The 25,329-nt window shown below is 57.8% G+C and carries 27 protein-coding genes, 5 tRNA genes and 1 pseudogene; 14 read left to right on the top strand and 19 right to left on the bottom strand.

The genetic code is table 11. The annotated features are described in order from the left end of the window. Window positions 1-335: 335 nt before the first annotated feature. A pseudogene (locus tag N7D90_RS08715) lies at window positions 336-562 on the top strand (alkene reductase); the annotation flags it as partial. Between the two features lie 93 nt (window positions 563-655). Here the strand turns inward: N7D90_RS08715 and N7D90_RS08710 are convergent. Beyond that, a tRNA-Val gene (locus tag N7D90_RS08710) sits at window positions 656-732 on the bottom strand. Between the two features lie 184 nt (window positions 733-916). On the opposite strand from N7D90_RS08710, the gene N7D90_RS08705 reads away from it, so the two are divergent. Then, complete coding sequence (locus tag N7D90_RS08705; protein ID WP_261741776.1) at window positions 917-2,200, top strand: NAD(P)/FAD-dependent oxidoreductase; 1,284 nt, start codon at window positions 917-919, stop codon at window positions 2,198-2,200. A gap of 100 nt (window positions 2,201-2,300) precedes the next feature. On the opposite strand, the gene N7D90_RS08700 is transcribed toward N7D90_RS08705, so the two are convergent. Beyond that, window positions 2,301-2,978 (bottom strand): peptidase C39 family protein, encoded by a 678-nt coding sequence (locus tag N7D90_RS08700; protein ID WP_261741775.1) that lies wholly within the window; start codon window positions 2,976-2,978, stop codon window positions 2,301-2,303. A gap of 224 nt (window positions 2,979-3,202) precedes the next feature. Between N7D90_RS08700 and N7D90_RS08695 the strand changes: the two genes are divergently transcribed. After that, entirely contained in the window at window positions 3,203-3,370 is a 168-nt protein-coding gene (locus N7D90_RS08695) for a hypothetical protein (RefSeq protein ID WP_261741774.1), read from the top strand. Between the two features lie 55 nt (window positions 3,371-3,425). Here the strand turns inward: N7D90_RS08695 and N7D90_RS08690 are convergent, their stop codons facing one another. Then, window positions 3,426-4,181: a TerC family protein gene (locus N7D90_RS08690; RefSeq protein ID WP_261741773.1), complete on the bottom strand. Its 756-nt coding sequence runs from the start codon at window positions 4,179-4,181 to the stop codon at window positions 3,426-3,428. A 30-nt stretch (window positions 4,182-4,211) separates the two neighbouring features. Next, on the bottom strand, window positions 4,212-4,451 hold the full coding sequence (locus N7D90_RS08685; protein WP_261741772.1) for a hypothetical protein: 240 nt from the start codon (window positions 4,449-4,451) through the stop codon (window positions 4,212-4,214). Between the two features lie 135 nt (window positions 4,452-4,586). On the opposite strand from N7D90_RS08685, the gene nhaR reads away from it, so the two are divergent. After that, the gene (gene nhaR, locus N7D90_RS08680; RefSeq protein ID WP_261741771.1) at window positions 4,587-5,486 is read left to right on the top strand and encodes a transcriptional activator NhaR; all 900 of its coding nucleotides are present in this window, start codon (window positions 4,587-4,589) and stop codon (window positions 5,484-5,486) included. Here nhaR and N7D90_RS08675 read toward each other — a convergent pair. Beyond that, window positions 5,473-6,636, bottom strand: a complete 1,164-nt coding sequence (locus N7D90_RS08675; RefSeq protein ID WP_261741770.1) for an MFS transporter — start codon at window positions 6,634-6,636, stop codon at window positions 5,473-5,475. The genes nhaR and N7D90_RS08675 overlap by 14 nt on opposite strands. A 366-nt stretch (window positions 6,637-7,002) precedes the next feature. Between N7D90_RS08675 and sstT the strand changes: the two genes are divergently transcribed. Continuing rightward, complete coding sequence (gene sstT, locus N7D90_RS08670) at window positions 7,003-8,235, top strand: serine/threonine transporter SstT (RefSeq protein ID WP_261741769.1); 1,233 nt, start codon at window positions 7,003-7,005, stop codon at window positions 8,233-8,235. 55 nt (window positions 8,236-8,290) lie between these two features. Here the strand turns inward: sstT and N7D90_RS08665 are convergent, their stop codons facing one another. Further along, complete coding sequence (locus N7D90_RS08665) at window positions 8,291-8,800, bottom strand: DUF1993 family protein (protein WP_261741768.1); 510 nt, start codon at window positions 8,798-8,800, stop codon at window positions 8,291-8,293. Window positions 8,801-8,911: 111 nt separating this feature from the next. On the opposite strand from N7D90_RS08665, the gene N7D90_RS08660 reads away from it, so the two are divergent. Further along, window positions 8,912-10,228 carry an MFS transporter gene (locus N7D90_RS08660; protein WP_261741767.1) on the top strand — a complete coding sequence of 439 codons (1,317 nt, stop codon included), beginning with the start codon at window positions 8,912-8,914 and terminating at the stop codon, window positions 10,226-10,228. 130 nt (window positions 10,229-10,358) lie between these two features. Next, window positions 10,359-11,030 carry a YceH family protein gene (locus tag N7D90_RS08655; protein WP_261741766.1) on the top strand — a complete coding sequence of 224 codons (672 nt, stop codon included), beginning with the start codon at window positions 10,359-10,361 and terminating at the stop codon, window positions 11,028-11,030. Between the two features lie 38 nt (window positions 11,031-11,068). On the opposite strand, the gene N7D90_RS08650 is transcribed toward N7D90_RS08655, so the two are convergent. Continuing rightward, complete coding sequence (locus tag N7D90_RS08650) at window positions 11,069-11,887, bottom strand: shikimate 5-dehydrogenase (RefSeq protein WP_261741765.1); 819 nt, start codon at window positions 11,885-11,887, stop codon at window positions 11,069-11,071. A gap of 233 nt (window positions 11,888-12,120) precedes the next feature. Between N7D90_RS08650 and N7D90_RS08645 the strand changes: the two genes are divergently transcribed. The 3 genes from N7D90_RS08645 to N7D90_RS08635 all read left to right on the top strand — a co-directional run bounded on the left by N7D90_RS08645 (window position 12,121) and on the right by N7D90_RS08635 (window position 13,115). Continuing rightward, window positions 12,121-12,471 carry a hypothetical protein gene (locus tag N7D90_RS08645; RefSeq protein ID WP_261741764.1) on the top strand — a complete coding sequence of 117 codons (351 nt, stop codon included), beginning with the start codon at window positions 12,121-12,123 and terminating at the stop codon, window positions 12,469-12,471. A 159-nt stretch (window positions 12,472-12,630) separates the two neighbouring features. Further along, window positions 12,631-12,825 (top strand): hypothetical protein, encoded by a 195-nt coding sequence (locus N7D90_RS08640; RefSeq protein ID WP_261741763.1) that lies wholly within the window; start codon window positions 12,631-12,633, stop codon window positions 12,823-12,825. A gap of 95 nt (window positions 12,826-12,920) precedes the next feature. Then, window positions 12,921-13,115 carry a hypothetical protein gene (locus tag N7D90_RS08635; protein ID WP_261741762.1) on the top strand — a complete coding sequence of 65 codons (195 nt, stop codon included), beginning with the start codon at window positions 12,921-12,923 and terminating at the stop codon, window positions 13,113-13,115. Here N7D90_RS08635 and N7D90_RS08630 read toward each other — a convergent pair. Further along, a complete protein-coding gene (locus N7D90_RS08630; protein WP_261741761.1) occupies window positions 13,063-13,374 on the bottom strand; it encodes an AzlD domain-containing protein in 312 nt (103 codons plus the stop codon). The genes N7D90_RS08635 and N7D90_RS08630 overlap by 53 nt on opposite strands. After that, a complete protein-coding gene (locus tag N7D90_RS08625) occupies window positions 13,371-14,066 on the bottom strand; it encodes an AzlC family ABC transporter permease (RefSeq protein WP_261741760.1) in 696 nt (231 codons plus the stop codon). The genes N7D90_RS08630 and N7D90_RS08625 overlap by 4 nt, the downstream gene beginning before the upstream one ends. 204 nt (window positions 14,067-14,270) lie before the next feature. Between N7D90_RS08625 and N7D90_RS08620 the strand changes: the two genes are divergently transcribed. Beyond that, window positions 14,271-14,789, top strand: coding sequence for a Dps family protein (locus N7D90_RS08620; RefSeq protein ID WP_261741759.1), 519 nt, complete (start codon window positions 14,271-14,273; stop codon window positions 14,787-14,789). Window positions 14,790-15,014: 225 nt separating this feature from the next. On the opposite strand, the gene N7D90_RS08615 is transcribed toward N7D90_RS08620, so the two are convergent. After that, window positions 15,015-15,956 (bottom strand): class I SAM-dependent methyltransferase, encoded by a 942-nt coding sequence (locus tag N7D90_RS08615; protein ID WP_261741758.1) that lies wholly within the window; start codon window positions 15,954-15,956, stop codon window positions 15,015-15,017. 319 nt (window positions 15,957-16,275) lie between these two features. Here N7D90_RS08615 and pbpG point away from each other — a divergent pair, with 319 nt between their 5' ends. Continuing rightward, on the top strand, window positions 16,276-17,214 hold the full coding sequence (gene pbpG / locus N7D90_RS08610) for a D-alanyl-D-alanine endopeptidase (RefSeq protein ID WP_261741757.1): 939 nt from the start codon (window positions 16,276-16,278) through the stop codon (window positions 17,212-17,214). Window positions 17,215-17,349: 135 nt separating this feature from the next. Here pbpG and N7D90_RS08605 read toward each other — a convergent pair whose 3' ends face one another. The 8 genes from N7D90_RS08605 to gltX all read right to left on the bottom strand — a co-directional run bounded on the left by N7D90_RS08605 (window position 17,350) and on the right by gltX (window position 21,860). Further along, entirely contained in the window at window positions 17,350-17,802 is a 453-nt protein-coding gene (locus tag N7D90_RS08605; protein ID WP_261741756.1) for an Hsp20 family protein, read from the bottom strand. A gap of 167 nt (window positions 17,803-17,969) precedes the next feature. Beyond that, window positions 17,970-18,929, bottom strand: coding sequence for a tRNA dihydrouridine synthase (locus N7D90_RS08600; RefSeq protein WP_261741755.1), 960 nt, complete (start codon window positions 18,927-18,929; stop codon window positions 17,970-17,972). Between the two features lie 73 nt (window positions 18,930-19,002). Then, complete coding sequence (locus N7D90_RS08595; RefSeq protein WP_261741754.1) at window positions 19,003-19,437, bottom strand: acyl-CoA thioesterase; 435 nt, start codon at window positions 19,435-19,437, stop codon at window positions 19,003-19,005. A 151-nt stretch (window positions 19,438-19,588) separates the two neighbouring features. Further along, window positions 19,589-19,664, bottom strand: a tRNA-Glu gene (locus tag N7D90_RS08590). Window positions 19,665-19,741: 77 nt separating this feature from the next. After that, window positions 19,742-19,817, bottom strand: a tRNA-Ala gene (locus tag N7D90_RS08585). 50 nt (window positions 19,818-19,867) lie between these two features. Next, window positions 19,868-19,943, bottom strand: a tRNA-Glu gene (locus N7D90_RS08580). Window positions 19,944-20,017: 74 nt separating this feature from the next. Next, window positions 20,018-20,093: transfer RNA gene (locus tag N7D90_RS08575), tRNA-Ala, on the bottom strand. Between the two features lie 285 nt (window positions 20,094-20,378). Beyond that, the gene (gltX, locus tag N7D90_RS08570) at window positions 20,379-21,860 is read right to left on the bottom strand and encodes a glutamate--tRNA ligase (protein ID WP_261741753.1); all 1,482 of its coding nucleotides are present in this window, start codon (window positions 21,858-21,860) and stop codon (window positions 20,379-20,381) included. A gap of 202 nt (window positions 21,861-22,062) precedes the next feature. Between gltX and N7D90_RS08565 the strand changes: the two genes are divergently transcribed. Next, a complete protein-coding gene (locus tag N7D90_RS08565) occupies window positions 22,063-23,013 on the top strand; it encodes a 2-hydroxyacid dehydrogenase (protein WP_261741752.1) in 951 nt (316 codons plus the stop codon). Window positions 23,014-23,033: 20 nt separating this feature from the next. Next, on the top strand, window positions 23,034-24,359 hold the full coding sequence (locus N7D90_RS08560; RefSeq protein ID WP_261741751.1) for an Nramp family divalent metal transporter: 1,326 nt from the start codon (window positions 23,034-23,036) through the stop codon (window positions 24,357-24,359). On the opposite strand, the gene N7D90_RS08555 is transcribed toward N7D90_RS08560, so the two are convergent. Then, window positions 24,356-25,318 (bottom strand): alpha/beta hydrolase fold domain-containing protein, encoded by a 963-nt coding sequence (locus N7D90_RS08555; protein WP_261741750.1) that lies wholly within the window; start codon window positions 25,316-25,318, stop codon window positions 24,356-24,358. The genes N7D90_RS08560 and N7D90_RS08555 overlap by 4 nt on opposite strands. Window positions 25,319-25,329 lie beyond the last annotated feature (11 nt).

Below are 25,329 nucleotides of genomic sequence, written 5' to 3'. Positions count from 1 at the left end.
GGCAAAGTGACCATACAGCGGGATGGCTACGCAGAGTAGCTGCACGCAAATAAATCTGCAGAAAACAGTGCAAGTTAGCGCGACCGAGCTTCACTTACCTATAAAGGTTCTTACTGAACAACCAGCGCCAACGACAGCCTGTCGCTAACTGCCCGATCCCTCACGGGAGGTCGCATCGGAGTGTGATCTGAGTAGCCAACGGCCGACATACGCCAGGCAGATCGTACTCCGATGCGTACACATCACTGCAAGCCAGTCCGCCATCATCCCGGGCCGCGCCGCGCCAGGTGCCTTCATCAGCTCATATATTCACGATCGACGCCCTGAAGGCGGTGGTCGCGCCTGACGCTGGAAACACTCCACCAGTCAGCAACGTCATGGGTCTGTTCGGGTATCTAAAAAACGAACTGAACAAGCTAAATCTGGCCTGGCCTGCATGCACTTCGTTGAGGGTGCTACGGCGACCAGTCGTGGAGCTCCCGGAGGCATCGATATAGATTACTTGAGCGGCTTATTCACAGAGCCCTGCATCGACAACAACAGCTATAGCGAGCATTTGGCGTTCTGAAGCGGGGGTTTTGCAAATCGCAGACAACAAAAAAGGGCCCACCTTTCGGTGAGCCCTTCTAGACCGCCCAGCAGAGCGGATTTTGTTTGGTAGGCGCGATTGGACTCGAACCAACGACCCCCACCATGTCAAGGTGGTGCTCTAACCAACTGAGCTACGTGCCTGCTGTGGGGTCGCATTCTATAGATTTGCGGAGGGGTGTCAACACCTTTTTTGCAGCTAACCCTATGAATAGTCGAATTATTTATTTTCACCGCAAAAAAGCTCATCCGCCGGTAGCTGGCGGGTGGATTTCAACTCAGGTAGCATCGGTCGCACTCGTAAAAAATATAAAACAGAGGCTGCAGAATGTCGAACACTCCCTATCCCCAGTCCTACTATGCGGCTTCAGCTAATCCGACTCCTGAACGCCCTGCCCTGCAGGGTGAGGTCGAGACGGATGTCTGTGTAATCGGCGCTGGCTATACCGGGCTGTCGAGTGCGCTGTTTTTGCTGGAGGCCGGTTTCAAGGTCACTGTGCTGGAAGCCGCAAAGGTGGGGTTCGGCGCTTCCGGACGCAATGGCGGGCAGATCGTTAATAGTTACAGTCGCGATATAGATGTGATCGAGCGCACTGTGGGGGCCAAGCAGGCGCAGTTGCTGGGGCAGATGGCCTTTGAAGGCGCCAAGATCATTCGTGAACGCGTGGCCAAGTATCAGATCCAGTGCGACTTGAAAGACGGCGGTGTGTTTGCAGCGATCACCGCCAAGCAGATGGGCCATCTGGAAGCACAAAAAAAGCTCTGGGAGCGTTATGGCAACACGCATCTGGAGTTGCTGGATCAGCGCCGGATTCGTGAGGTTGTGGACTGCGATCAGTATCAGGGGGGGCTGCTGGACATGAGCGGCGGGCATATTCACCCGCTGAATCTGGCGCTGGGCGAGGCCGCCGCCGTTGAGTCGCTGGGCGGTACGATTTACGAGCAGTCACCGGCGATTCGGATTGAGCGCGGTGCCAATCCTGTGGTGCATACACCACAAGGCAAGGTGCGCGCCAAGTTCATCATCGTCGCGGGCAATGCTTATCTGGGTAATCTGGTACCCGAACTGGCGTCCAAATCCATGCCGTGCGGTACTCAGGTAATCACCACCGAACCGTTGAGCGAAGAACTGGCCAAAACCCTGTTGCCGCAAGATTACTGCGTCGAAGACTGTAACTACCTGCTCGACTACTATCGCCTGTCCGGCGACAAGCGCCTGATCTTCGGCGGCGGCGTGGTGTATGGCGCGCGGGACCCGGCCAACATTGAAGCGATTATCCGGCCAAAAATGCTCAAGGCTTTCCCGCAGCTCAAGGACGTGAAAATTGACTACGCATGGACGGGTAACTTCCTGCTGACGCTGTCACGCCTGCCTCAGGTTGGCCGTATCGGTGACAACATTTATTACTCGCAGGGTTGCAGCGGTCACGGAGTGACTTACACCCATCTGGCAGGCAAAGTGCTGGCCGAGGCCTTGCGCGGCCAAGCAGAGCGCTTTGATGCGTTTGCCGACTTGCCGCACTATCCTTTCCCCGGCGGACAGCTGCTGCGTACACCACTGACCGCTTTGGGCGCGTGGTACTACAGCCTGCGGGACAAGTTCGGGTTTTAACCCATTGTGGGAACGGGCTTGCTCACGATAGGCGCGACGCGATCCTTCAGTGAAACCGCGTTGTTTACATCGCGAGCAAGCCCGCTCCCACAGAGTTTGTCTATTTATTGGATTCAAGGGTCTTGATGGCGGTGGCCCCGGCCTGCTCCTGTCCCGAGCGGGACAGGTCATTAGCCGCTTTCAACCAGCGCGCCTTGTCGACATTGGCCGGCAATTGTGTCGGCGACAGGATCAGTACCGCCCAGCCTCCGGCATCTTTCCAGGACGACTCGAACGTGTTGATGTTCATCAGTCGCCGCCGCTCCATGCCCGCACGCAGCATTACCGTACGCTTGGCGCGGTTATAACCTACAAGCATCGCGTAGCGCGGCTCGGACCAGAGCGTGCCGTCGCTGAAACGCAGCATGACCGGATAGCCTGCAGCGACTTGGGTCAAGAGCGCAGAAAGCGATGAGTCCAACGGATAGACCATCAACCCGTAGCCAGCAGCCAGTTGCTCCATATTGCCTTGCAATGCAGCTTCGGCGCCCGGCAGCTTCAGCGGTTTGATCAAAAGACCCGGGGTAATTCTGACCCGTTGCTCACCGAGCATCCCGGCCAATGTTTGCGGGCCGCCTTGATTGGCATTACCGCGAAAAAAGGGTACGCCATTGAGCTCGACCCGTTCAGGCAAGCGCTGAATTTGCGGCGACTCAACACTAGCGCATCCCGCCATCACCAATACCAGGAACCCTGTCAGCAACAGTCGCGCTGATCTCAACCCAGTCACTCCCTGCATATTCCCTCGCCTTGAATGAGTGTCGGACCATAAGGCCCGCCAAGGGTGACGATCATAGGGTGCCAACAGGACGAGGTATAGCCTTTAGCCACAGCACTATCGTTGAGATAGAGCAAAATGGTTAGTCCAGCACGACCTTCGGTCAATAGACTGCAACACTGCTGAGGCTAGACTGTCCATTGCTTGGCGTGTGTTTGAGCCCGTTGGGGGCAAAGGAGGCACTGATGAGCCCGATACTCACGATTGTCCTGCTGATCACCGGCTGGCTGACTGTCGCTGGCGCTATGCTCTGGGGCCTGATGCGCATTAGCCGCCATCACCACCCGCAGGTGCAGCCAAAACCGCAAGACACCCCTGAAAAACCGGTAGCTGGCGCAGCAAACGCCCATTAAACAAAAAGCCGCCCACCCCAAACAGGGTGGACGGCTTTTCAGCAGTAACTTGCGCTTACTTCACCAGGGCAGCCTGGCGTTTTTCCCGAATCTGGCGCGCCACAATGTTGAGTGTTTCAACAGTGGCCGAGAACGCCATCGCCGCATACACGTAGCCTTTAGGTACATGGGCACCGAAGCCTTCGGCGATCAGGGTCATACCGATCATGATCAGGAAGGCCAGCGCCAGCATCACCACGGTCGGGTTGTCATTGATGAATTTGGCCAGAGGCTCCGAAGCCAGCAACATCACCATTACCGCGACCACTACTGCAATCACCATGATTGGCAAGTGTTCGGTCATGCCGACTGCGGTAATGATGCTGTCGATGGAGAACACCAGGTCCAGCATCAAAATCTGCCCGATGGCCGCCGCAAAACCCAAGGTTACTTTCGACGACACGCTCTCGGTCTTTTCTTCCGGTTGCGGGGTCATGCTGTGGTGGATTTCACTGGTGGCTTTCCATACCAGGAACAGACCACCGGCAATCAGAATCATGTCCTTCCACGAAAAGGCCTTGCCCAGCACTTCAAACACTGGCGTGGTCAACTGAACAATGTAGGCGATAGTACCCAGCAGACCCAGGCGCAAAATCAGCGCCATGCCGATACCGATACGACGTGCCTTGGTGCGGTATTGCTCAGGCAGTTTGTTGGTCAAAATCGAGATAAAGATCAGGTTATCGATGCCCAGCACGATTTCCATCACGATCAACGTGGCCAAGGCAACCCAGGCTGCGGGGCTGGCAGCCAGTTGTAAAAGATATTCCATAGGTGTGTTCGGACTCTGCAGTAGGACGCGTTAAATGGCTTTGGATGAGTCTTTGTTTTCTTGTTCAGGCTGCTCTTTTTCAACCAGCCCGCCAGTGGCATCACTGAGCGCCTGTTCAGCCGCCTTGTGCGTGTCATCAATCGCCTGTTTGGCGGACTCAGCGGTTTTGCTCAACATTTGTTGGGCGGCTTTTTCTGCCTGATCGCAACCGCTCATCAGCACCAGGCCCGACACCAACAACACGGCAACAGCAGATTTTTTAATGTTCATGGTCTCTTTCCTCTCTAAATCGACGGCCACCGGGGTGGCTTGCGCATAACGCGGGATTCTAGAGAATCAAACACTTCAGGAAAATTCGTATTTTTAAGCGCTATACTTCGGTTTTTACGAACTGTTGATGCGCCGATGCTTAATTACCGCCAACTTCACTACTTTTGGGTCGTTGCCAAAACCGGCAGTATCGTTCGCGCCTGCGAACAACTCAATCTCACGCCGCAGACAATCAGCGGGCAAATCAGCCTGCTGGAAGATACCTATGGCCTGCCATTGTTTCGCCGGGTCGGCCGCCAGTTGGAGTTAACCGAAACCGGGCGTCAGGTGCTGCCCTATGCCGAGCAGATCTTTCAGCTCGGCAGCGAGCTGGAAAGCATGCTGCGCATGGCGCCCAAGGAGCAACAAATTCTGTTTCGGGTTGGCGTGGCCGATGTGGTGCCCAAGTCGATTGTGTATCGCTTGATCGCACCCACCATGGAGCTGAACGAGCCGATCCGTATTACCTGTCGTGAAGACAAACTCGATCGGCTACTGGCGGACCTTGCGATTCAGCGTCTGGATCTGGTGATTTCCGACAGCCCCATGCCCTCTCACCTCGACATCAAAGGCTTTAGCCAAAAACTGGGCGAGTGCGGCATCAGCTTTTTTGCCGCCCCGGCACTCGCCAAAGACTACACCGAGAACTTCCCGCACTGCCTGCAAGGCGCCCCGCTGCTGATCCCTGGCCCCGAGACCGTACTGCGCAGCCGCTTGCTGCGCTGGCTGGCCGAGCAGCAAATACAACCGCGGATCGTGGGCGAATTTGATGACAGCGCACTGATGCAGGCCTTCGGCCAATCCGGAATCGGTGTATTTATCGCCCCCAGCGTGATTGCTCAGGAGGTGATGCGCCAGTTTGACGTTGAGCTGATCGGTCACACCGAAGCGGTCACTGAATCGTTTTACGCCATCACCGTCGAACGCAAAATCCGCCACCCCGGCATCGTTGCGATTACCGAGGGAGCCAGGCGCGAGCTGTTTACCCCGCGTTAGCGCACACAGGGCGAGGCTTGGCGGACATCAACAACAGCGCCAGCAGAATCGCTATCAGAATAAACCCGGCGGCGACGAACCCCAGGCTGCCCAAACCATAGTTATCGATCACGCGCCCACCGACCATCGCGCCCAGGCCAATCCCGAGATTGCCCCCGGCAATGTTCAGCGACGCAGCAAATGCCGGGGCATGGGGCGCGGCTTTCATCAACCGCACGTGACTGACCAGAAACAGCGCTGCCTGCGTCACACCCCAAATGCCCATCGCCGCAGCAAGGCCCAGGGTCGAGTGAATACTCGGCACCAGCGCCACCAGGCCGCCAATCATAAAGGCACAAAACACCATCGAAGCAATCAGCGGATGACGGTCCACCATGCGTCCGCCCAACGAGTTGCCGATCAATCCGACCGCACCAAAACCCATCAGACACCAACCCACCAGGGTGCCGTCAAAACCCGCCAACCGCTCAAGGATGTCGGCCAGGTAGGTGTAAGCCGTGAACATGCCGCTAAACACCAGCACCGACAATACGATATGGCCAATCATCAGCGGGCTGCGCAACAAACCAAATTGTGAGCGCAGGGTGACGACTTCCTTGACCGTTCGGGTCGTGGGCAAGTAGATCCACAGCAGCAAGGCCTTGGCCAGTGCTACCACCGCCAGAATGCCGAAGGCACTGCGCCAGCCCCACGCATCGGAGATCAAGGTGCCTACAGGGATACCAAATACTGTCGCACAGACAATTCCGAAACCAATTTTGGCAATCGCCCGCCCGGCGTAATCCGGGCCTACGATGTCTACCGCTGTTTCGCTGGCCAGGGCCCAGAACACCGGCAAACCCAACGCGGGTAACAGTCGAGCAAATGCCATCACCCAAATATTCGGCGCCAACGCCGCCACGGTGTTGGCGAAGGCGAACATCAGCAAAATAGTGATAAACAGCCGCTTGCGTGGAAAACGCGCAAAGTACGCGGTCAAAAACGGCCCAAGGGCGGCTACGGTGAAGGCGAACAGGGTCACCAGCAAACCGGCCTGGGGCACGCTGACCTCAAGGTCACGGGCAATCGACGGCAGCAGGCCGACAATGATGAACTCGGTAGTGAGCACGGTAAAACCGGCCGCAGACAGCAGCAGGATGGGCAACAGCATGAATAACTCCAGAGACAACGAGGCCAGCGAAAGCCCAGGGGCCCGCTGATTTGAAGAAGAATGGGGATGAGTGATAGTAACAGAGTGCTTCTACGCGAAGCCACGTTACCCTCGATAGAAGCCCGCCATGAGATGTGGCAGATTGCCCCTGCTTAAGAATGCACCTACATCACTATGTTAAAGTTCGCCCCCCGCCGTGGTTTTAGTCACACAGACGTGTTCAGCACGCAAGACCAGCCCCGGCCGCTGACTCTGCTTTAATCAAAACGTTTAACCCCGCCGACTTGCGTCGATCAGCCTGCCCGCTTGCTGCTGATCGCCCCATAGTTTTTCAATGCACCACCCAGAACAACTAGAGAAAACCCTATGACTGACGCTCCACCTACCCTGCTGCAAAAGCTCAAGAGCACCAGCCTGGTGACCCAGATCGTGATCGGTCTGATCGCCGGTATTTTGCTGGCCTGGCTTGCACCTGCGGCTGCGCTTTCGGTGGCCTTTATCGGCAAGGTGTTCGTCAGCGCCTTGAAAGCCGTGGCACCGATTCTGGTATTTGTCCTGGTCATGGCATCGATTGCCAACCATAAACACGGACAAGAAACCCATATCCGCCCGATCCTGGTGCTCTACCTGTTCGGCACCTTTGCCGCTGCCGTAGTGGCCGTTATCGCCAGCATGTTGTTTCCATCGAGCCTGGTACTGGTCACCGAAGACATCGCCATTGCAGCGCCGGGTGGTATCAGCGAAGTGTTGCAAAGCCTGTTATTGAGTGTGGTGGATAACCCGGTCAACGCGCTGATCAACGCCAACTTTATCGGCATTCTGGCGTGGGCTATCGGGATGGGGATTGCCATTCGCCATGCTGGCGACGCCACTCGCACCGTGCTCAGCGACCTGTCCAACGGCGTCACCCTGATTGTGCGTGTGGTCATCCGTTTTGCACCGCTGGGTATTTTCGGCCTGGTGGCTTCAACCCTAGCCACTTCGGGCTTCGGCGCGTTGCTGGGCTACCTGCACCTGCTCACCGTGCTGATTGGCTGCATGCTCTTTGTGGCACTGGTGGTCAACCCGCTGATCGTGTTCTGGAAGCTGCGTCGCAACCCGTACCCGCTGGTGTTCCTGTGCCTGCGCGAGAGCGGGATTACCGCGTTCTTCACCCGCAGTTCGGCGGCCAATATTCCAGTGAACATGGCGTTGAGCGAGCGTTTGGGTCTGCATGAAGACACCTACTCGGTATCCATCCCGCTGGGTGCCACTATCAATATGGCAGGCGCGGCGATCACCATTACGGTATTGAGCCTGGCAGCCGTGCATACGCTGGGAATTGCGGTCGATATACCGACAGCCATTTTGCTGAGTGTCGTGGCAGCCATATGCGCGTGCGGCGCATCGGGCGTGGCGGGCGGGTCGCTGCTGTTGATCCCGTTGGCGTGCAGCCTGTTTGGCATCCCGAGCGAGATTGCGATGCAAGTGGTAGCTGTGGGCTTCATCATCGGCATCCTGCAAGATTCGGCCGAAACCGCGCTCAACTCATCCACTGATGTACTGTTTACGGCTGCTGCGTGCATGGCCCAGCAAGACAAGGCTGTGCAACAGAGCTAAGACAACCAACCAAATCTGTGGGAGCCGGACTTACCCGCTCCCACAGAGGGCTTGCTTAGAAAGCGCCCATGTAGTCACGCTTGCCGACTTCAACGCCGTTGTGGCGCAGGATCGCGTAAGCAGTGGTCACGTGGAAGAAGAACTGTGGCAAGCCGTAGGTCAGCAGGTAAGCTTGGCCGGTGAAGCGTTTCTCTTTCGGCGTGCCCTGACGGGTGATGATTTCGATACCTTCCTTGCCGTCGATTTGCTCAGGCTTGATCGAATCAACAAATGCCAGCACTTTGCTGATCAGCGCTTGCAGATCGGCGAAGGTCACTTCGCTGTCGTCATACTTCGGCAATTCGATTTCAGCCAGACGGGCCGACACACCCTTGGCAAAATCAACTGCGATTTGCACCTGACGTACCAGCGGGAACATGTCCGGTGCCAGACGCGCTTGCAAAAACACGCTCGGGTCGATGTTCTTGGCGGTTGCATGAGCTTCAGCCTTGGTCAGAACACCGCTCAGGGCGTTGAGCATTTGCTTGAACACAGGGATGGAAGCAGCGTACAGAGAGATAGTCATGAAAGTCTCGACAGTCTGTGGGCGGGAATTGAATGTGCGGCGATTATAGACACGCCTGTCCTCTTGTGGCGTATGAAGATCAACCTTAAGGTCACTGCCGGAATAACACGCATGCCTTCTGCAAGTTTTGGTACACCTCCAGTCATGGCAATGGAAGACCCGGTCCAGGTGCTCTATCGCAAGATCACCTGGAAACTCATCCCCTTCCTTTGCTTCTGTTATCTGGCCGCCTATCTGGACCGGATCAACATCGGCTTCGCCAAGCTGCAAATGCTCGGCGACCTGCAGTTCAGTGAAACCGCCTTCGGCTTGGGCGCAGGGTTGTTTTTCGTCGGCTATATCATTTTCGAGGTGCCGAGCAATCTGGTCCTGGAAAAGGTCGGCGCCAAGGTCTGGATTGCCCGGATCATGATCACCTGGGGCCTGCTCTCGGCCTGCACCATGCTGGTCACCACCCCGGCCCAGTTCTACATCGTGCGCTTCTTGCTGGGCGCGGCCGAAGCCGGGTTTCTGCCGGGCGTGCTGTATTACCTGACCACCTGGTTCCCGACGCAGCGACGGGGACGCATCATCGCCCTGTTCATGATCGGCATGCCGCTTTCCAGTGTGATCGGCGGGCCGCTGTCGGGCTGGATCATGGGTGCTTTCGACAACACGGCCGGGCTCAGGGGCTGGCAATGGCTGTTTATCATCGAGGCGATCCCCAGCGTATTGCTCGGGATTCTGACGTTCTGGGCCCTACCCAATAGCCATCACAGCGCCAAATGGCTGAATACCAAAGAAAAAGAGTTGCTTGAAAACGAGCTGCGCAAAGATGACGTCGAAGGCAAAAACAGCAAGCACAGCTTTCGCGACGGTTTTTTTAACCTGAAGGTGTGGATGCTCGGCGGGATCGACTTCTCCATCCTGCTCAGCGCCTATGCGATGGCCTTCTGGATGCCCACTTTCATTCGCAATGCGGGAGTCGCCGACAACTTCCATATTGGCGTATTGACGGCTCTGCCCAGCGCCGCAGCCCTGATCGGCATGCTGATGATTGGGGCCAGCTCCGACCGTCATCGCGAGCGGCGCTGGCATATCATCGTGCCTTTTCTGGTCGGCGCGGCCGCCATGGCTGGCAGCACCTTCTTCAGCCATAACGTTGTGGCAACCGTGGCGCTGTTTGCCATTGCATCGGCCGCGATCATTGGCGCTGTACCGGTGTTTTTCAGTTTACCGGCGACCTTTCTCAAGGGCCGTGCAGCCGCAACAGGGTTTGCCCTCGCCTGCTCGCTGGCCAATATCGCCGGACTGGTGAGCAACTCGCTGATGGGCATCGCCATCGACGTGACGGGCAGCGGCTCCGGTGCGCTGTGGTTTTTCGCCTGCTGCCTGCTACTGAGCAGCCTGCTGGTGATTGCCCTGCCTGCCAAGCTGGTCAATCGCTGACAGACAATAAGAAACAACCTGTGGGAGCAAGCAGGCTCGCTCCCACAGCGGGGGTTACATGGCTGTCGCTCTACCGCGCAAAAGACTCCACAATGGTTGCTGGCAACGGTTGCTCAAATTGGAGAAGAAAATGGAAGTCCCCGCGAGTCAGTTCCCACAAAGCACGCAGATCGAGTCTGATGCAGGGCCTCAGCTCAACAGCACCGAGATCCGCATCCTCGGCTCGTTGATCGAGAAACAGACCACCAACCCTGAAACCTATCCCTTGACGCTCAACGCACTGGTACTGGCCTGCAATCAGAAGACCAGTCGCGAACCGGTGATGAGCCTTACACAAGGGCAAGTCGGGCAAAGCCTGCGCGCACTGGAAGGCCGCGGCTTTACCCGACTGGTCATGGGCAGCCGTGCCGATCGCTGGGAACATAAAGTCGACAAGGCGCTGGAGCTGGTGCCTGCACAAGTAGTGCTGCTGGGATTGCTGTTTCTGCGCGGTCCGCAAACCCTGAACGAGCTATTGACCCGCAGCTCCCGCATGCACGACTTCGAAGACATCGAGCAAGTGCAGCACCAGCTCGAACGCTTGATTGCCCGGGACCTGGCGCTGTTATTGCCACGCCAGAGCGGCCAGCGCGAGGACCGCTATACCCATGCACTGGGCGATCCGGCAGATATCGAAGTGATTATGGCCGCGCGCCAGCAACCCGCAGAACGCAGCAGTGGTTCCGGGGTCTCGCTGGAGCGTTTTGAAGCTCTTGAGGCGCGCATTGCCGCTCTGGAAGCGCGTCTGGCAGAGCTGGAGTAAAGCCGATATCGGGCGAGGCAACTCGCCCGACACTGCAATCAACTACGGGCAAATGCCACCGCAGCCTGGAACTGCTCCGTTGTAGGCCGGACACCGGTGTACAGCACAAACTGCTCGAGCGCCTGAATCGCAATAACCTCAAGCCCCGTGATCACCTGTTTGCCCTGGGCACGACCACGAATGATCAATGGCGTTTCAACCGGGATCGCCACCACATCGAAGACGATATCGGCACGATCAATGGCATCCGCTTCAAAGGCCAGATCATCCGCCTCAGCGCCGCCCGCCATGCCCACCGGCGTCACGTTGATCAGCATCTGTGGCCGCTGTGCAGCCAGCTCCGGCTGCCACTCATAACCGCAGCTTGCCGCCAGTGCGGCCCCTGTCGCCTCGTTACGCGCCACGATCAGCCCATTGCGATAGCCGCCATCACGCAACGCCGAAGCCACCGCCTTGGCCATGCCGCCGCTGCCACGCAGGGCAAAGGTGGTGTCCTGGGCGACTTTATGGCTGGCCAGCAGTTGCGCAATAGCGATGTAGTCAGTGTTGTAGGCCTTGAGGTGGCCGTCCGTGTTGACGATGGTGTTGATCGACGCAATGGCTTGGGCCGATGCATCCAGCTCATCCACCAGCGCAATACACGCCTCCTTGAAAGGCATCGATACCCCGCAACCACGAATCCCCAGGGCCCGGATACCCGTTACGGCGCCCGTAAGGTCCTTGCTGCTGAAAGCCTTGTAGTAAAAGTTCAGGCCCAGCTGTTCGTATAGATGATTATGAAAACGCAGTCCGAAGTTACCCGGCCGACCCGACAGCGATATGCACAGCTGGGTGTCTTTATTCGGATTCATTTGCATGATCATCTCCTTGCTGAATGCTTTTAGATGGACGGCACACGCCGTACCGAGAAATTTGTTGGATCATATTGCGGTCGCTTGCGCTGAAACGTCTCAGCGCCTGCCAGACCTTACACAAAATTTACCAAAACGCTTCGCAGTTTTTTAAAAAAGCACTGTCTTAAGGTTATCCCCGCGATTATCTGTGGTCTGGTGCAGACCGAAACGTCGGGGCTGGAATTCGAGGAATCGTCATGATGCGTACCATCCCCAAAGTGGCTTTGCTTATCGGCGCACTGGCTGTAGCGGGTCAGGCATCCGCCCATGGCGGCTGGGGTGCCGGCCCTGTCCTTTTTGGCGCGGTAGTCGGCGCTGCGGTTGTGGGTTCAGTCATAGCAGGCCAGGAACCGCGTCCGGTTTACGTTCAACAACCGGTCTATGCCCAACCGCAACCGGTCTACGTACAGGCACCGCCGGTGTATTACCAACCGCAACCGGTGTATGTACAGCCACCTCAGCCCGTCTACTATCAGGGTTACTACGGCCGGCCACACCCGGTGTACTACGGCCCGCCACGTGGTTATTACGGCCCGCCACGCTGGTGATACCGGTGCGCGCAAACCGGCAGGCTTTTTCAGCTGCCGACGGGTCCTAATAGACAATGTGAATGTCGCGGATGAGACACCGTACTGGCCCCAAGTACGGCATTATGGAGCGTAATCTGCTCGATCATCGGCACAATCATAAAAACAAGGACGACCTTTATGCCTACACAAAACCCGCATCATATCGTCGGGCTATGCACCTCCAGCAAGGTTTACAACACCCTGACCGAGCTCAAGCAGCTCGAAGGCCATCGTACCGCCAAGCTGGTTTCTCTATTGACCCAGCACCTTGTCCGCGAAGGGTTGTTGAGCGATCAGGAAGTCATGCACATGCTCGATCTGGTGGTTGACTGACACCTCACCGCCATCAATGACGACTATCACGCGCAATGATTTCTTGCGCAGCGGCCCGGGCCGTAAGGTAGCGACATTGTTTGAAGGAGGTTTTTATGCCCACGATTCATGTCATGTCAGTCATCGGCAGTGCCGTACCGGCCCCACTTCGCGCCGACGGCCTGTTGGCGTGCTGGTATGTGGTCAGTGACGGCGTTGCCGTCAGCGGCCCCTTTACCTCGCGCGCTGCGGCACAACTCAAAGCCACCAGCGAAACAGATAAAACAACGCGACACTCAACGCGACACTGAGCAATACGTTGCGTCGCCAAAGCATCAGACCTATGGCGCACAACCCGGCCAACAGGTATGGGTTGCTCAGGCTCAAGTCGAGCCCGTGATCCTTGACGAAGATGATCGGCCCGCAGATCGCCGTCAGCATTCCCGGCACTGCAAAGCCCAGGAACTCCTTGACCCCGCGATTCAAGCGAATCGGCAACCGCGGCTCCAGAAACAGGTAGCGGTTGAAAAACAGAATCAGCGTCATCCCGCCAATAATCGTCCAGATCATGCCCAGTACCCTCCCAGACGCTTGCACAGATAGCCTGCAACCATGCCCGCCAACCCTGCCAGCACAATGGCCGACTCCCACTGCCAGTAACTGAACAGCACAACGGTCAACAACGAGACCGCCACGCAGACAATCGTCGGGACAGTGCGCACGATGGGCGTGATTAACGCGATAAAGGTCGCGGCAATCGAGAATTCCAGCCCCAGTTGATCCAGCCCCGGAATGCTCTTGCCCAGCACCACGCCCAGAAGGGTGAAAATATTCCAGCCCACGTACATGCACAGCCCTACGCCCAGCGCATACCAGCGATTGAATGTCTTCTGGTCAAACGGGCTGACCAGGGCAAAGAACTCATCGGTCAGCAAAAAGCCCAGCCCGAATCGCCACTTGGGTTGCAACGGCGATACCAGCGGTCGCAGATGCATCGCATAGAGCAAGTGCTGCGAGGTCAGCAGCAAGGTCGTTACCAGAATCGAGATCGCACTGGCGCCACCCTTGATCATGCCGATCGCGACCAGTTGCGCCGCACCGGCAAACACAAACAGCGACAGCCCCTGACTTTGTGCAGGCGTTAACTGCGCATCAATCGCCGTGGAGCCGGCCAACAACCCCCAGGGCGCGCACGCCAGCGTCAACGGAAGGCAGGCTATGGTGCCGCGAAAAAACGCGGTTCGAGCAAGGGAATCACGCATCAGAAACATTCCGGCAGTAAGCAGCGGCAAAGGGTCGCAACTTGCGTGAATAAAGTCTTGAACGATCTTGCTCTGCGCCCCTCAAAACTTTACGCGGCCTGCTTGAAAAGGCCCGGCGCGTTTGACGAGAGTCTGATCCTGGTCTTTAGTCAGGCGCATTCAAGTTGCGTTGTTGCCCATCCACCGCTGCCACGAGGAACCACCATGTCAGACCTGAAATCCGCCAAGGAAAGCAGAAAGGCCGATCTGCGGACACCTACGGCACTAAGCGAAAAAGCCTGTATCAACATTGCGGCAGAAGTAAATGCACTGCTGGCTGACACTTTCGCCATTTACATGAAAACCAAGAACTTCCACTGGCATATGTCCGGCCCGCATTTCCGTGACTTCCATCTGCTGCTGGACGAGCAAGCCGATCAAATCTACGCCACCACCGACGCTATTGCCGAACGCGTGCGCAAACTGGGGCGTACCACCCTTCGCTCCATCGGCCATATCAAGAAACTGCAGCGCCTGCTGGATAACGATGCCGACTTCGTAACCCCCGAAGACATGCTGGCAGAGCTGCGCGAAGACAATATCCAGCTGGCCGCCTACATGCGTGAGACCCACGACATGTGCTCCGAACTCGGAGACGTGGCCACCACCAGCCTGCTGGAAAATTGGATCGACGAAGCAGAACGCCGCGTGTGGTTCCTGTTTGAGTCGTCGCGCACCAAGTAACCCAAAATTCTGTAGCCGCTGAGGAGAGCTGCGAGGCTAAGACCGGTTTGCCAGGGCTCCGCCCTCGATCGCAGCCTCCGGCAGCGGCTACAGTGCGATTCCTGTTTGAGTCGATGAATTTTGTTTCATCTTCCATAAGCGCGGCGAAGGGTATATTCGCCGCGCTCATTGCTCATTCAATGAACCCTTGGCCCGCACCCTCCCCCGCGGGCTTTTTTTTGCCCGTCAAACGCCCTGCTTGAACACCAGCGCCTTGAGGCCACACTCGACGTCGGCATCCGGGAACTCCGGCGGGTTGTCCAGACGCTGAACAAAGTGCAGGCTCGGCGCATCCTGGGTCACGCCATCAATCAAAAAGCCCGAACCCAGTGCAGGATCGTTCATACAGGCCAGCACCGTGCCGTTTTCGCTGAGCAACTCCGGCAAACGCCGCACCACGCGCTGGTAATCCTTGGTCAACAGAAAACTGCCCTTCTGGAACGACGGCGGGTCGATGATCACCAGATCGTAAGGGCCGGTGCTTTTTACCTTGCCCCAGGATTTGAACAGGTCATGACCCAGAAACGTCACCTTGCTCATGTCATGCCCGTTCAAGCGATGGTTGTCACGCCCACGGCTCAACGCCGCACGGGACATATCGAGGTTGACCACATGCTGTGCCCCGCCCTCTATCGCTGCCACTGAAAAACCGCAGGTGTAGGCGAACAGATTCAATACCCGCTTGCCCTCGGCGTTGGCCCGTACCCAGTCACGACCATAGCGCATGTCCAGAAACAGGCCGTTGTTCTGCTTGCGACCCAGATCCACTCGATAACTCAATCCGCCTTCAGTCAGCGTGCACTCATCAATCGCCTCGCCCACCAGCCATTCGGTGTCGCTCTGCAGCGTGTAGCGATGTTGCAGCACCAGCGTATGCGCGCCGCTGGCTTGCCACTCCGGCGATTGGGCGATGCTCAGCAGCAATTGCTTCAAGGCATCCAGAGGTTCAGCCTCCGGCTCCTTGAACAGCGAGACCAGTACCACGCCTTGTAGCCAGTCCACCGTCAACTGCTCAAGCCCCGGCCAGCACCGTCCGCGCCCGTGGAACAAACGCCGGGTTTCGCTGGGTGCAGTCTGCAGAGCAGTCAATAAGTGCAGGTGCAAGGTGGTTAACGCTTCAGGAGTCATCGGGCCGGCCGGTCAATTTCAGGGGCCGGCATTTTACACAATTGCGCCGCCTGCAAGCATGTGAAGGCAAGCCCTCAGCGGCCGCAGGTCAGCCAGCAATCTTTAAGTCCTGTTCAGCTTGCGCACAGCATCCAACTGCTAATTTCGGCGCCGGGCGCTGCATGAACAGCAAAGCACCGGTAAAAAACCTGTTTATTGCGCAAACCCCAGCAAAATCAGGCATTTCTGCCGCTATTGATCCATACTCACAAAATGTAACGTCATGTGTGTAAAGGCCGTTACAACCCGGTATTTCCCAACCCTTTTTGAGTCATTCTGCGTGAAAATTCATCTTTCTATTTTAAGCCTGTGTTTCGTTCTGGCAGGCACCAGTGCTTCTTCAATCGCCGCAGCGGCTGAAAGCACTTCGGCCCCAAGGGATACCTCACAACTGCATATCGCCTCAGGCAGTGCGATGCTGATCGATCTGCAAACCAACAAGGTCATTTTTGCCAGCAACCCCGACGCCATCGTTCCTATCGCCTCAGTGACCAAACTGATGACCGCCATGGTGGTACTGGACGCCAAGCAGTCGATGGATGAGTACATTTCGGTGAACATCAGCGACACCCCGGAAATGAAAGGCGTGTTCTCCCGGGTCAAACTGGGCAGTGAGCTGTCGCGTCACGAAATGATGCTGATCACCTTGATGTCATCGGAAAACCGCGCCGCAGCAAGCCTGGCCCATCACTATCCGGGCGGTTATGTGGCATTTATCGCAGCGATGAATGCCAAGGCCAAGAGCCTGGGCATGATGAGTACCCATTACGTAGAGCCGACCGGTTTGTCGATTCACAACGTGTCTACCGCACGTGACCTGAGCAAGTTGCTGGCCGCCGCTCGGCATTACCCGATGCTCAGCCAGTTGAGCACCACCAAGGAAAAAACCGTGGCATTTCGCAAACCCAACTACACCCTGGGTTTCCATAACACCGACCATCTGGTGAACAAGGACAAGTGGAATATCAAGATCACCAAAACCGGCTTTACCAATCAGGCTGGTCATTGTTTGGTGCTGGTGACTGAAATGGGCGGTCGCCCGGTTTCGCTGGTTATTCTGGATGCCTTTGGCAAATACACCCACTTCGCCGACGCAGGGCGGATCCGTAACTGGCTGGAAACCGGCAAAAGCGGCAGCGTGCCCGATGTAGCCTTGCGCTACAAAGCTGACAAGAATCTGCAAAAACACCAACTGACAGCAGGTCAGCCTGCCAAGTGACGGATTGCGGATAAAATGCAGGCACTTGCCCCGGGGAGAGATCGGGGACAAATGCCTGCGTACTGCCCGCCACGAACACCCGGATAGCAAGAACCCCGCCACAAAGACGGGGTTCTTGGCTAGCGCGTGCTCAGATTAGTGTTGCAGAGCAGGCTGCGAATCCCCATTAATCGGGATGCGTTTGGCTTTTGCCTCTTCCGGCACCACCCGTTGCAAGTCAATGCTCAACAAGCCATTACTCAGGTTGGCGCCTTTGATCTCGATATGATCGTCGAGACGGAAGGACAATTTAAAGGCCCGCTGTGCAATGCCCTGATGCAAGAAGGTCACACCTTCATCGCTCATGCTTTCACGTTTGCTGCCGCTCACGGTCAGCACGCCCTTCTCTACTTGCAGGTCCAGATCATCTTGCTGGAAGCCTGCTGCTGCAACCACGATGCGATAGCTGTCTTCACCACGTTTTTCAACGTTGTAAGGTGGGTAGCCGCCGCTCGAGTCGTTGCGCAAAGCGGTTTCAAACAAATCACTAAAACGGTCAAAGCCGACAGAATTACGGAACAGTGGCGCCATGGAAAATGCGTTGCTCATAATTATATCCTCCTGATTTCAGCGAGATATTGTTACGCGACCCGGTTTCGGCATCGCGTACCCGAGTGTCCTGTCTCACAAAAAGGATCAGTACTTGCGAGACAGGACACTAGATAAGGACCGTAAAAACCATTTCAAGAGCTTTTTTTAATTTTTTTTCAGCTGTTTCAGGCAGCGTCTGCTGGCGGGTTATTGACCATATGCCTAACCTTTTCACAGTCGGTTTCCCGGCGCATGGCATTGAACAGTACGACGGCTTCAGGGTAGTTGCGGGTCAGCATCGCCAGCCACTGCTTGAGTCGTCCCGGAGCTGAACGCGGCGTCAGCTGAGCCTCGGCCTGGGCCCAGAAGTCGCGGATCATGGGCTGTAAATCGGCCCAGGTCATTTCAACCACTTCCTCACCGGCACGGGCTGCGGCGATTTGCCGGGCCAGATCGGGGCGCGACACCAGACCGCGACCGAGCATGATGTCTTCAGCCCCACTGATTTCGCGGCAACGGCGCCAGTCTTCAACCGACCAGATATCGCCATTGGCAAACACCGGCACCTTGACCGCTTCCTGCACCTGGGCGATGTATTCCCAATGCGCAGGCGGCTTGTAGCCATCCATCTTGGTCCGCGCATGCACCACAATCTGACTGGCGCCGCCTTCGGCCAAGGCAATCGCGCACTCATTGGCGCTGTCTGGCGTATCAAAGCCCAGACGCATCTTGGCGGTGACCGGGATATGCGCTGGCACGGTGCGGCGCACTTGCAGCAGGATCGCGTGCAGCAGCTCGGGCTCCTTGAGCAGCACCGCTCCGCCACGGGACTTGTTCACGGTTTTGGCCGGGCAGCCAAAGTTGAGGTCAATCACCCCGGAACCCAACTCACAGGCCAGCGCCGCGTTATCGGCCAGACAGGCAGGATCAGAACCCAGCAACTGCACACGCAGGGGCACGCCAGAGCGGGTTTTTGCTCCGTGCTGCAGTTCAGGGGCGAATTTATGGAAGTAGGCTTCAGGTAACAGCCGTTCGGTGACCCGAATAAATTCGGTCACACACCAATCAATACCGCCGGTGCGGGTCAGGACATCACGCAGGATGTTGTCGACCAACCCCTCCATCGGCGCCAAAGCAATTTGCATGGGTGACTCTCATCAAAAACGTGGGGCAGTTTACGTGGTTCTGCGGGCAATCGGTATGAGCAGGCTCTGCCTGTCAGGCTGTCACGACAGCCGGACCATAACCTTCAAGAAACTCGGGCGGCAGGCGCTTGGGCTTGCCGGTGGACAGCTCGATGCAGACAAAGGTGGTTTGCGCACGCAACAGGGTCACACCATCGCTGGGGCGGACCAGTTGAAAATGACGGGTCATGCGCAGGCGCTGGTCGCAATCGACAATCCAGGTCGCCAGTTGCAGCTCGTCGTCTTCATAGGCGCTGGCAAGGTAATCGATTTCATGCCGGGATACCGCCATGGCGCGATCAAGACGACGGTACTCGGTGAGGTCCAGCCCCAGGCGCTGCGAATGGCGCCAGGCACAACGTTCCAGCCAGACCACATAGGCCGCGTTATTGGCATGGCCAAACCCGTCGATGTCTTCAGCCTGCACGTGCAGGTCAATGATAAACGGCGCTGCCAAATCCCAACTCATGCCTTGTCTCCCGGTACACAAATAAGGAGAGCAGTGTAACGCAGAGGGGGCTGCTGCAAGCTTGCAGGCGAGGAATATAAAAACTGCAGACAAACAAAAGGGTCATTCAATAATCGAATGACCCTTATAAATCCCGCAAAGCGGGTAATCGTGGCGTCCCCTAGGGGACTCGAACCCCTGTTACCGCCGTGAAAGGGCGGTGTCCTAGGCCACTAGACGAAGGGGACACAAACCCTTCTAACAGTGATCAGCACTGAGTGCTGATCGATTCAATGCCGGTGTGGCCAAGCATTGAACTGTAAATTGGTGGAGCTAAACGGGATCGAACCGTTGACCTCTTGCATGCCATGCAAGCGCTCTCCCAGCTGAGCTATAGCCCCGATTTATCGCCTGGCGGCGGAGCATCACCGAAGTGCTGCTTCTGTAAAACTGGCGTCCCCTAGGGGACTCGAACCCCTGTTACCGCCGTGAAAGGGCGGTGTCCTAGGCCACTAGACGAAGGGGACACAAACCTTCTAACTGATCAAGACTGAGTGTTGATCGATTCAATGCCGGTGTGGCCAGGCATTGAACTGTAAATTGGTGGAGCTAAACGGGATCGAACCGTTGACCTCTTGCATGCCATGCAAGCGCTCTCCCAGCTGAGCTATAGCCCCAAACAGACACTGCAGCGTGTTTCTTGCTGCTTGTTTCGTGTTGCTGTGTGGACGGGGCGCATATTAAGACTGGATGGGTAGGCTGTCAAACTTATTTTCAAAGTTTTTTAAAAAAATTTGCCGTGAGAACAACCACTTACCCTCCCCGCCCTGTAAATACTGGGCCAAACCCACGAAATCTGTAGCCGCAGCCAAAGGCTGCGATAAGGGCCGAAGGACCTTCACCCCCTCAGGACTGCTGCGCAGTCCATCGCAGCCTGCGGCAGCGGCTACAAATAAAAGCAGTTAACCAATCGCGTTAAACAGCTTTTCCCACTCTTTATTTTCTTTCTTCGACACGCCGCCCAGCAGGTCCAGCGCCTGACGCAGACGGAAGCGGGTCAGGTCCGGCCCCAGAATCTCCATCGCGTCCAGCACCGACACCGAGCTGGCTTGCCCTGTGATCGAGGCGAACATCAGCGGCATGGCATCACGCAGCTTCAGCTCCAGGGACTCAACCACGGTCTGGATGCAACCCGTGATCGCGTCTTTTTCCCACTGACGCAGGCTCTCGAGCTTCCACAGGATCAGTTGCATCAACTGACGCACTTGCTCATTGGACAGCTTCTTGTGCTCAAACAGCTTGGCATCCAGCTGCAAGCCGCCGGAGAAGAAGAACCCGGCCAATGGCGCGATTTGGCTGAAGGTTTCAACCCGGCCCTGCACCAGCGGCGCGATCTTCATCATGTACTCAGGGTTCAGCGCCCATTGCTGCACGCGGCTGGCGAACTCTTCCAGCGGCAGATCGCGCAACCATTGGCCGTTAAGCCAGGACAGTTTCTCAACGTCAAAGATCGGCCCGCCCAGCGAGACGCGGGACAGGTCAAAGTTGTCGACCATTTCCTGCAGCGAGAACTTCTCGCGCTCGTCCGGCATCGACCAGCCCATACGGCCCAGGTAGTTGAGCATCGCTTCAGGCATAAAGCCCATGCGCTCGTAGAACGTCACCGAAGTCGGGTTCTTGCGCTTGGACAGTTTGCTCTTGTCCGGGTTACGCAACAGCGGCATGTAGCACAGCTGCGGTTGTTCCCAGCCAAAGTATTCGTACAGCAGGATCAGCTTGGGTGCCGATGGCAGCCATTCTTCGCCACGCAGTACGTGGGTGATGCCCATCAGGTGATCGTCGACCACGTTGGCCAGGAAGTACGTCGGCAGACCGTCGGTCTTCATCAGCACTTGCATGTCCATACGATCCCACGGGATCTCGACATCACCGCGCAGCAGGTCCGGCACCACGCATACGCCTTCGGTCGGCACTTTCATGCGGATCACATGCGGCTCGCCAGCGGCCAAGCGCTGCGCGACTTCTTCCTTGGACAACAGCAGCGCTCGACCGTCGTAGCGCGGGGTCTCGCCCTTGGCCATTTGCTCGGCGCGCATCTGGTCCAATTCTTCGCTGGTGCAGAAGCACGGGAAGGCATGGCCCATTTCGACCAGTTGCTGGGTGTACTTCTTGTAGATCTCGCTACGCTCGCTTTGACGGTACGGGCCGTGCGGGCCGCCAACGTCCGGGCCTTCGCTCCAGGTGATACCCAACCAGCGCAGGGCGTCGTAGATCTGCTGCTCGGACTCGCGGGTCGAGCGCAACTGGTCGGTATCTTCGATCCGCAGGATGAATTCGCCGCCATGCTGCTTGGCAAAGCAGTAGTTGAACAAAGCGATGTAAGCGGTGCCGACGTGGGGGTCGCCGGTAGGCGATGGCGCGATGCGCGTGCGAACGGTGGTCATGGGCGGTCTCGAAATGGAGATAAAACAAAGGGCGAATGGTAACAGGCCGACCCTGCTTGGCTCCAGCGTAGGACTCGGCCCAGCCGCCACACGGCTGAAAAAACCTGAAATAGAGCGTTTGTATCGAATTGATACAGGGAAAAGCACCCGGCAGTGGTGCTAATCTCGGACCATTCCCGACATTCTCTGGCTGGAGACACCTATGTCCCACGTTGTACTGGTGCTGGTTGAAACCGTTAACGATTACCTGCCACTGCTCGAACATGAGGGTTTCGAGCTGATCCTTGCACCGACCATGGCCAGCCGCGCGGCGGCAATTGCCGAACATGGCGCACGTATCGATGCCGTTTTAACCCGCGGCCCCTTGGGCCTGTTCGCCGAAGAAATGGCCGCCCTGCCCTTGCTCAAGATCATCTGCGTGATCGGTGCAGGCTATGAGCAAGTGGACTTGCAAGCCGCCAGCAATCGAGGGATTACCGTTACCAACGGCGCCGGAGCCAATGCCTCGTCCGTGGCCGACCATGCGATGGCGCTGCTGCTGTCACTGGTACGCGGCATTCCCCAGGCCGATGCCGGTATCCGCCGGGGTGAATGGAACAAACTGCGCCAGCCCTCTGTGGCCGCAAAACGCCTGGGTATCATCGGGCTGGGCGCCGTCGGGCTGGCCATTGCCAAGCGTGCAGCGAACGGTTTTGACATGAGCATCAGCTATCACAACCGCCAGCCGCGACCTGACACCCCCTATACCTACTGCGCCAGCGTGGCCGAACTGGCCGCTGCCGTGGACTTCCTGATCGTGGCCACACCGGGCGGCAGCGACACCCGGCATCTGGTCGATGCCCCGGTGCTCGATGCCCTGGGGCCGCATGGCTACCTGATCAATATTGCGCGCGGCAGCGTGATTGACACCGACGCGCTGATTGCTGCACTGGCCAGCGCCCGAATCGCCGGCGCCGGGCTCGACGTCTTCGATCACGAACCCCAGGTTCCCGATGCCCTCAAAACCCTCGGCAACGTGGTCATGACCCCGCACATGGGCGGTCAATCGCCAGAAGCCGCACAAGGCACCGTGCAATTGGTCGTCAACAACCTGCTGGCGTATTTCTCCGGGCAACCGGTCCTCACACCTGTGCGGTTGCCCACGCCTGTCTGACTGTCCTGTGGAGCCCGAGCTTGAAATTCAGCCTGCCTAAAACCGCCACCGCGCCCTTCTGCCCTTCCGAAGTCAGCGGTAGCGTTGCCGTCGATGCCAGCGCGCCGTTGTTTAAACGCGTACTGCGCTTTGCCGGGCCCGGCTTGCTGATCAGCATCGGCTACATGGACCCCGGCAACTGGGCCACCGCCATCGAAGCCGGTTCGCGGTACGGCTACAACCTGTTGTTTGTGGTACTGCTCGCCAGCCTCGCCGGGATGGCCGTGCAGTGCCTGTGTTCGCGACTCGGGATCGCCACTGGCCGCGATCTGGCGCAACTGTGCCGCGAACGCTACAGCAAGCGCTCGGCACGAGTGCAATGGCTATTGGCGGAAATATCGATCATCGCCACCGACCTCGCCGAAGTGCTCGGCTGCGCGCTGGCCTTCCACCTGCTACTGGGTTGTTCGATGACCGTCGGCATCGCCCTCACTGCCTTCGACACGCTGCTGGTGCTTGCCTTGCAAGGCAAGGGTTTCCGCCGCCTGGAAGCCATCATGCTGGCGCTGGTGTTGACTATCGTCGGCTGCTTTTTTGTCGAACTGGTGCTGATCAAGCCTTACTGGCCGGACGTGTTCCAAGGTTTCAAACCGTCACTGTCAGCCATCAGTGACGCAGCGCCGCTGTACATTGCCATCGGCATCATTGGCGCCACCGTCATGCCGCACAATCTGTACCTGCACAGCTCCATTGTACAAACACGCCTGACCGGCACCGACTACGCCAGCAAACTGGACGCGGTGCGCCTGTCACGCATCGACACCATCGGCTCGCTGGCCCTGGCGTTGCTGGTCAACGCGGCGATCCTGATCCTCGCGGCTGCCGCCTTTCACCAGACCGGTCACAGCGATGTGGTCGAAATCCAGGACGCCTACCGCATGCTCGACCCGCTGGTGGGCGGCGCCATGGCCAGTGTCCTGTTCGGCGTGGCGCTGCTGGCCTCCGGGCAAAGCTCGACCTTCACCGGCACCATCGCCGGACAGGTGATCATGGAAGGCTACCTGGACCTGCACATCCCCTGCTGGCAACGCCGCCTGATCACCCGCGGACTGGCGCTGATCCCGGCGTTTCTCGGGGTCTGGCTGATGGGCGACGGCGCAGTGGGCAAGTTGCTGATCCTCAGCCAGGTCGTGCTCAGCCTGCAATTGCCGTTTGCGCTGTACCCGCTGATCCGCATGACCAGCGACCAGAAACTCATGGGCCCCTTCGCCAACCGCCTACCAACCCGGTTGTTGGCCTGGTTTCTGTTTGCGCTGATCAGCTGCGCCAACGTCTGGCTGATTGCGCAGCTCGGGTTCGGGGACTAACACCCGAGCTGCCCATCCAGCCAGCTCGCCACCCGTCCATGAATCACCGGCACCTCCTCCAGCAACCCGCTCATGCGCATAAAGTCGTGGGTCATGCCGGGCTCTTCGCACAGCAGCACTTGATTGCCCGCCCGCTTGAGTTTTTCGGCATAGGCCAACCCTTCGTCGTGCAGCGGATCGTAACCGGCCAGGTACACCAGCGCCGGGGCCAGGCCACTGACATCCGGGGCCAGCAAGGGCGAAATACGCCAATCCTGCACGTCATCCGGAGTGCGACTGTAGAGCCGGTAAAACCAGTCCATGCACGCGGTTTCGAGCAGGTAGCCCTCGGCATACCGCACATGGGAATCACGCTTGCAGCTGCCATCCGTCACCGGGTAGAGCAGCACCTGCGCACGCGGCACGATGGCGACTTCCTGCGGTTCGCGCACCGCCAGAATCGCGAGTACCGTGCTCAACGTCCCCCCTGCGCTGTCTCCGGCAAACGCCACTCGCGTGGCATCCAGCCCGTGCCTGGCACCGTCGCGCAGCAGCCAGTTCACCGCATCGCAGGCGTCGTGCAGTGCCGTGGGGAATACCCACTCCGGCGCCAGCCGGTAATCCACCGCCAGCACTGCAAAGTGCCCCGCTGCCGCCAAGCGTCGGCACAGCGCGTCATGACTGTCGAGACTGCCGATCACATAGCCGCCACCGTGAAAATAAATCACCACCGGCAGCCGCGAACCATCCAGCTGCGCACCACGATACAACCGCGCAGGCAGACTGAAACCATCCCGCGCCGGGATGCGCAGGTCGTAGCTGTCGACCTCGGGCACTGGCACATCAAATACCCCTGAGCTGAGCTCAAATTCACTGCGGGCCTGGGCCGGGGTCAGCGTGTGCATGGGCTGGCTCTTGCCGGTCATGCGGCTGAATTCAGCCAGTTCCAAAAACGCTTCCAGTTCGGGTAATACAGGCATTTCGGTTTCCT

This window comes from Pseudomonas fragi (assembly GCF_025426255.1).
Classification (GTDB): domain Bacteria; phylum Pseudomonadota; class Gammaproteobacteria; order Pseudomonadales; family Pseudomonadaceae; genus Aquipseudomonas; species Aquipseudomonas kulmbachensis.
This window is presented reverse-complemented; position numbering and strand designations above follow the sequence as displayed.

Excerpts from the sequence above, each read along its gene's own strand:
- N7D90_RS08705 (WP_261741776.1), top strand. The coding sequence starts at position 917 with ATGTCGAACACTCCCTATCCCCAGTCCTACTATGCGGCTTCAGCTAAT.
- N7D90_RS08700 (WP_261741775.1), bottom strand. The coding sequence starts at position 2,978 with ATGCAGGGAGTGACTGGGTTGAGATCAGCGCGACTGTTGCTGACAGGG.
- N7D90_RS08695 (WP_261741774.1), top strand. The coding sequence starts at position 3,203 with ATGAGCCCGATACTCACGATTGTCCTGCTGATCACCGGCTGGCTGACT.
- N7D90_RS08690 (WP_261741773.1), bottom strand. The coding sequence starts at position 4,181 with ATGGAATATCTTTTACAACTGGCTGCCAGCCCCGCAGCCTGGGTTGCC.
- N7D90_RS08685 (WP_261741772.1), bottom strand. The coding sequence starts at position 4,451 with ATGAACATTAAAAAATCTGCTGTTGCCGTGTTGTTGGTGTCGGGCCTG.
- nhaR (WP_261741771.1), top strand. The coding sequence starts at position 4,587 with ATGCTTAATTACCGCCAACTTCACTACTTTTGGGTCGTTGCCAAAACC.
- N7D90_RS08675 (WP_261741770.1), bottom strand. The coding sequence starts at position 6,636 with ATGCTGTTGCCCATCCTGCTGCTGTCTGCGGCCGGTTTTACCGTGCTC.
- sstT (WP_261741769.1), top strand. The coding sequence starts at position 7,003 with ATGACTGACGCTCCACCTACCCTGCTGCAAAAGCTCAAGAGCACCAGC.
- N7D90_RS08665 (WP_261741768.1), bottom strand. The coding sequence starts at position 8,800 with ATGACTATCTCTCTGTACGCTGCTTCCATCCCTGTGTTCAAGCAAATG.
- N7D90_RS08660 (WP_261741767.1), top strand. The coding sequence starts at position 8,912 with ATGCCTTCTGCAAGTTTTGGTACACCTCCAGTCATGGCAATGGAAGAC.
- N7D90_RS08655 (WP_261741766.1), top strand. The coding sequence starts at position 10,359 with ATGGAAGTCCCCGCGAGTCAGTTCCCACAAAGCACGCAGATCGAGTCT.
- N7D90_RS08650 (WP_261741765.1), bottom strand. The coding sequence starts at position 11,887 with ATGCAAATGAATCCGAATAAAGACACCCAGCTGTGCATATCGCTGTCG.
- N7D90_RS08645 (WP_261741764.1), top strand. The coding sequence starts at position 12,121 with ATGATGCGTACCATCCCCAAAGTGGCTTTGCTTATCGGCGCACTGGCT.
- N7D90_RS08640 (WP_261741763.1), top strand. The coding sequence starts at position 12,631 with ATGCCTACACAAAACCCGCATCATATCGTCGGGCTATGCACCTCCAGC.
- N7D90_RS08635 (WP_261741762.1), top strand. The coding sequence starts at position 12,921 with ATGCCCACGATTCATGTCATGTCAGTCATCGGCAGTGCCGTACCGGCC.
- N7D90_RS08630 (WP_261741761.1), bottom strand. The coding sequence starts at position 13,374 with ATGATCTGGACGATTATTGGCGGGATGACGCTGATTCTGTTTTTCAAC.
- N7D90_RS08625 (WP_261741760.1), bottom strand. The coding sequence starts at position 14,066 with ATGCGTGATTCCCTTGCTCGAACCGCGTTTTTTCGCGGCACCATAGCC.
- N7D90_RS08620 (WP_261741759.1), top strand. The coding sequence starts at position 14,271 with ATGTCAGACCTGAAATCCGCCAAGGAAAGCAGAAAGGCCGATCTGCGG.
- N7D90_RS08615 (WP_261741758.1), bottom strand. The coding sequence starts at position 15,956 with ATGACTCCTGAAGCGTTAACCACCTTGCACCTGCACTTATTGACTGCT.
- N7D90_RS08605 (WP_261741756.1), bottom strand. The coding sequence starts at position 17,802 with ATGAGCAACGCATTTTCCATGGCGCCACTGTTCCGTAATTCTGTCGGC.
- N7D90_RS08600 (WP_261741755.1), bottom strand. The coding sequence starts at position 18,929 with ATGCAAATTGCTTTGGCGCCGATGGAGGGGTTGGTCGACAACATCCTG.
- N7D90_RS08595 (WP_261741754.1), bottom strand. The coding sequence starts at position 19,437 with ATGAGTTGGGATTTGGCAGCGCCGTTTATCATTGACCTGCACGTGCAG.
- gltX (WP_261741753.1), bottom strand. The coding sequence starts at position 21,860 with ATGACCACCGTTCGCACGCGCATCGCGCCATCGCCTACCGGCGACCCC.
- N7D90_RS08565 (WP_261741752.1), top strand. The coding sequence starts at position 22,063 with ATGTCCCACGTTGTACTGGTGCTGGTTGAAACCGTTAACGATTACCTG.
- N7D90_RS08555 (WP_261741750.1), bottom strand. The coding sequence starts at position 25,318 with ATGCCTGTATTACCCGAACTGGAAGCGTTTTTGGAACTGGCTGAATTC.